The 4,423-nt window shown below is 64.8% G+C and carries 6 protein-coding genes; 4 read left to right on the top strand and 2 right to left on the bottom strand.

Features of this window, described 5'->3' with window-relative positions:
- Positions 1–203 (bottom strand): ATP-binding cassette domain-containing protein (locus AC1DSN_RS18930; protein WP_477332210.1); only part of this gene is annotated, 203 nt, incomplete at its 3' end.
- Between the two features lie 105 nt (positions 204–308).
- Here AC1DSN_RS18930 and AC1DSN_RS18925 point away from each other — a divergent pair.
- On the top strand, positions 309–791 hold the full coding sequence (locus AC1DSN_RS18925) for a glutathione peroxidase (RefSeq protein ID WP_213947671.1): 483 nt from the start codon (positions 309–311) through the stop codon (positions 789–791).
- 138 nt (positions 792–929) lie between these two features.
- On the opposite strand, the gene AC1DSN_RS18920 is transcribed toward AC1DSN_RS18925, so the two are convergent.
- Positions 930–1,715 carry an enoyl-CoA hydratase-related protein gene (locus tag AC1DSN_RS18920; RefSeq protein WP_477297805.1) on the bottom strand — a complete coding sequence of 262 codons (786 nt, stop codon included), beginning with the start codon at positions 1,713–1,715 and terminating at the stop codon, positions 930–932.
- 132 nt (positions 1,716–1,847) lie between these two features.
- Here AC1DSN_RS18920 and AC1DSN_RS18915 point away from each other — a divergent pair, with 132 nt between their 5' ends.
- From AC1DSN_RS18915 to AC1DSN_RS18905, 3 genes are read left to right on the top strand one after another with little or no spacing between them, the layout of a single operon-like run.
- Complete coding sequence (locus AC1DSN_RS18915; protein WP_477298860.1) at positions 1,848–2,093, top strand: FeoA family protein; 246 nt, start codon at positions 1,848–1,850, stop codon at positions 2,091–2,093.
- Positions 2,090–3,937, top strand: coding sequence for a ferrous iron transporter B (gene feoB / locus AC1DSN_RS18910; protein ID WP_063573240.1), 1,848 nt, complete (start codon positions 2,090–2,092; stop codon positions 3,935–3,937). Before AC1DSN_RS18915 ends, feoB begins: the two co-directional genes overlap by 4 nt.
- A complete protein-coding gene (locus AC1DSN_RS18905; protein WP_063573241.1) occupies positions 3,934–4,227 on the top strand; it encodes a DUF6587 family protein in 294 nt (97 codons plus the stop codon). The genes feoB and AC1DSN_RS18905 overlap by 4 nt, the downstream gene beginning before the upstream one ends.
- Positions 4,228–4,423 lie beyond the last annotated feature (196 nt).

Raw genomic sequence — 4,423 nt, 5'->3', positions numbered from 1 at the left:
TCGTTGCCCTCGACGAAGATTCGCCCGGCGGTAGGCCGTTCGAGGAGGTTGATCAGGCGCAGCATGGTCGACTTGCCGGCGCCGGAGTGTCCGATGATGCCGAACACTTCGCCGCGTTCGATCACCAGATCGACGGGCTCGAGGGCGGGAACGAGTGCTCCGTCCACCCGGTAGGACTTGGAAGCGGCGGCGAAACGGATCACGGGGGTTCCGACAGGCGATGAAAGCGCTCATGGTAGCCCAAGCCGCGCCACGGCCGGCGCGGCGGGCGTAGACTCCGGGCATTCCACCCACGTACGGAGACGCGCATGACCGCCATCTACGATTTTTCCGCCCGCGACATCGAGGGCAACGAACGTTCGCTCGCCGAGTACCGGGGCAAAGCCTTGCTGGTGGTGAATGTCGCGTCCAAGTGCGGCTTCACGCCGCAGTACAAGGGGCTGGAGGAATTGCAGAAACAGTATGCGGGCCAGGGCTTCGAAGTGCTGGGCTTTCCCTGCGATCAGTTCGGTCACCAGGAGCCGGGCGACGAGAACGAGATCCGCGATTTCTGTTCGCTGACCTACGACGTGAGCTTCCCGATGTTCTCGAAAATCGAGGTCAACGGCGAAAACGCGCACCCGCTGTACCGCTGGATGAAGGCGCAGAAGAAGGGGCTTCTCGGCACCGAAGGGATCAAGTGGAACTTCACCAAGTTCCTGATCGACCGCGACGGGCAGGTGGTCGAGCGCTACGCGCCGACCGATACGCCGGAGAAAATCGGCAAGGACCTGCCCAAAGTCCTGGGGTGATATTGGCTGGGCTTAGGTAGGTGCCGGGCTAATGTGGGAGCCGATTCATCGGCGATGGGTGCCGCGGCGTCACCGCTCCGTTGGCTTTTCGCCGCTGAAGCGGCTCCCACAGGTGAGGCGGCTCTCACATGAAAGGGGTTAGCGCAGCCAGGAAGGCTGGGTCTTGGTGAGGAAGGCGCTGAGGCCTTCCTGACCCTCGGCGGACACACGCAGCTGTGCGATCAGTGCGGCGTTCGCCGCGTCCACTGCCTGCATGTCCTCCACGTCCATGCCGCCCATACCCAGGGCGAGGTGCTTGGCCTCGTTCTGGGCAATCGGGCCACCCTTGCCGAGCAGGCCGACGACGCGGTCGATCGCGGCGTCGAGTTCCTCGGCGGGGACCGTCTCGTGAACCAGGCCCATGGCCAGCGCCGCGTCGCTGCCGAAAATCTCGCCGGTGATGAACAGACGGCGTGCCTGCCGAAGGCCGATGGCGGCGATGACGTAAGGCGAGATCACGGCCGGCACGAGGCCCAGCTTGACCTCGGAAAGGGCGAACTTCGCCCCCTCGGCGGCAATGGCGATGTCGCAGCAGGCGATCAGGCCCACGCCTCCGCCAAAAGCTGCGCCGTTGACCCGGGCCACGGTCGGCTTGTTCAGAAACTGAAGGCGGCGCATCAGGGTGGCCAGTCGCAGGGAGTCGGCCCGGTTGTCCGCCTCGCTGGCCGAGGCCATGCCGCGCATCCAGTTCAGGTCGGCGCCCGCCGAGAAGCTGGCGCCTGCGCCCGTAAGCACCACGGCCCGAATACCGTCGTCGCCTTCGATCCCGTCCAGCGCGGCCGTCAGGTCGGCAATGAGGACGTCGTCGAAGGCGTTATGGACCTCGGGGCGATTCATGACCAGACGGGCGAGGGTTCCCTCGCGGATCAATTGGACGGCGGACATGGGTTCTCTCCGGTTTGCGTAGGCGGCGATCATACGGGTTGCCTAGGCGGGACTGGCAGCGATTTCTTACTTCTGTGCAGGGCAATAGCGACAGGCGTACAATGCGAACAGTTCTTATTTGAGTATGCCCCGTTGCGCCTCTCAGAAGCACCGAAAGGTGCAAATGCCGTGGTCCAGACCGTTACAGATGCTCACCCTGCCGATCCGATCGCCCAGCGCCTGCGCGATCTCGGCTTTGTGTCGGGCGAACCGGTCCGCCTGGTCGCCCGAGGCCCGCTCGGTGGCGATCCCCTCCTGATCCAGATCGGTTCGACGCGGTTCGCGCTGCGCAAGACCGAAGCGGCTCGGGTGGATGTATCCGTGGACGGCACCGCATGAGCGCGGCATCCATGCGCATCGCCCTGGTCGGCAACCCGAACTGCGGCAAGACCGCTCTGTTCAACCAGCTCACCGGCGGACGCCAGAAGGTTGCCAACTACGCCGGCGTCACCGTCGAGCGCAAGGAAGGCCGTTTCATCGCGCCCTCCGGACGCACGCTGCACGTGCTCGACCTGCCGGGTGCCTACAGTTTCGATGCGACCAGCCCCGACGAAGCGATCACCCGCGACGTCTGCCACGGTCGTTATCCGGGCGAAGCCGCGCCGGATCTGATCGTTTGCGTGGCAGACGCGACCAACCTCCGCCTGCACCTGCGCTTCGTGCTTGAAGTGCGTCGTCTCGGCCGCCCGGTCGTGCTCGCGCTCAACATGATGGATGCCGCGCGTCGTCGCGGCATGGTCATCGATGTCGAAGGGCTTTCGCGCCGGCTCGGCGTGCCCGTGGTCGAGACCATTGCGATCAAGCGTGGCGGCGCTCAGGCGCTGATCGAGCGTATCGACGCCTCCATCCCCACGATCGTTCCTACTGCCTTCGACAACGCCAGCATCGAACAGCTGCATGCCGAGGTGCGTTCGATCCTGGCCGAGACGGTGACGTTGCCGCGTGATACCGCGGCCATCGACGACGCCATCGATCGCTGGGCGTTGCATCCGGTATTCGGCCTGTTGATCCTCGCCACGCTGATGTTCTTCATCTTCCAGGCGGTGTTCTCGTGGGCGCAACCGGTGATGGACGGTATCCAGGCCGGTATCACCGGCCTCGGCGCCTGGGTGACAGGGTTCCTTCCCGGTGACAGCGCGTTGCACAGCCTGCTCAACGACGGCGTGTTCGCCGGCCTCGGCGCCGTGCTCGTCTTCCTGCCGCAGATCCTGATCCTCTTCCTGTTCATCCTCGTGCTCGAAGAATCCGGCTACCTGCCGCGCGCCGCATTCCTGCTCGACAAGATGATGTTTCGCGTGGGCCTGACGGGCAGGGCGTTCATCCCCTTGCTCTCGAGCTTCGCCTGCGCGATCCCCGGCATCATGGCCACGCGTAGCATCCAGGATCCACGCGACCGCCTCACCACGATCCTCGTCGCACCGCTGATGACGTGCTCGGCGCGCCTTCCCGTGTACACGCTGTTGATTGCCGCCTTCATTCCCGATCGCGCGGTGTGGGGCGTGTTCAACCTGCAGGGCGTCGTGCTGTTCGCGCTGTATTTCGCGGGCATCTTCAGTGCGCTTGGCGTGGCCTTCGTGATGAAGCGCCTGCGCAAGGACAAGAGCGAGCACGCGCTGATCATGGAGCTGCCCTCGTACCGCCTGCCCAACGTGCGCGATATCGCGCTGGGTCTGTGGGAGCGCGCGCTGATCTTCCTCAAGCGCGTCGGCGGCATCATCCTCGCGCTGACCGTGTTGCTATGGTTCCTGTCCACGTTCCCGGGTGCGCCGGAAGGCGCGACGCAGCCTGCGATCGATTACAGCATTGCCGGCCGGCTCGGTCGCCTGCTCGAGTATGTCTTTGCGCCGATCGGCTTCAACTGGCAGATCTGCGTCGCGCTGGTGCCCGGTCTCGCCGCGCGCGAAGTGGCGGTCGCCGCGCTCGGTACGGTTTATGCGATGTCAGGCAGCGACGATGCGGTGGCCTCGCAGCTCGGGCCGCTGATTTCACACCAGTGGTCACTGGCCACCGCGCTGTCGCTGCTCGCGTGGTACGTGTTCGCGCCGCAGTGCATGTCCACACTGGCGGTCATCCGCCGCGAAACCAATTCCTGGCGTAACGTCGCGGTGGCGGCCGGCTATCTGTTTGGCCTGGCCTATCTCGCCTCGCTCGCCACCTACCAGATTGCGAGGGCGCTTTCATGAGCACGTTCGACATCGTCCAGGGCGTGATCATCGCGCTGGTCGTTGCAGTGGCGACGTATGTGGCTTTCCGCAAGCTTTTGCCAAAGACCTCCACGCGCGCGATGGCGCGAATCTCGGCCAGCCTCAATCACGAAGGCCGCTCGGCGGCGTTGCGTTCGCTCGGTCGCCGCTTGCAGCCCGCCGCGGCGACCGGCAGTTGCGGCGATGGTTGCGGCTCATGCGGCAGCTGCGGCCCGACGCCGACGGTGAAAACGGAAGCGCAACCGCTGCATTTCAAACCGCGTAGCTGACGAGCATTCCTTTGTAGGAGCCGATTCATCGGCGATCCCGCGGCAGCGGGCCAGTTTGACGCAAGCACCCGTTCGCCGATGAATTGCAGTGGTCAAGCTTTTCTGGACACCGGTGTAGGAGCCTGAGCCGCCAGTTGCTCGAAGAGCACTGGCGGGATGTCGTTTAGTCGCGAGTGTTGCCGTTCTAGGTTGTAGT

The sequence above is a fragment of the Luteibacter sp. P4_D7_3 genome (genome assembly GCF_056401735.1).
This window is presented reverse-complemented; position numbering and strand designations above follow the sequence as displayed.

Bases quoted from the DNA above. Each gene is read 5' to 3' on its own strand.
- AC1DSN_RS18925 (WP_213947671.1), top strand. From the start codon at position 309: ATGACCGCCATCTACGATTTTTCCGCCCGCGACATCGAGGGCAACGAA.
- AC1DSN_RS18920 (WP_477297805.1), bottom strand. From the start codon at position 1,715: ATGTCCGCCGTCCAATTGATCCGCGAGGGAACCCTCGCCCGTCTGGTC.
- feoB (WP_063573240.1), top strand. From the start codon at position 2,090: ATGAGCGCGGCATCCATGCGCATCGCCCTGGTCGGCAACCCGAACTGC.
- AC1DSN_RS18905 (WP_063573241.1), top strand. From the start codon at position 3,934: ATGAGCACGTTCGACATCGTCCAGGGCGTGATCATCGCGCTGGTCGTT.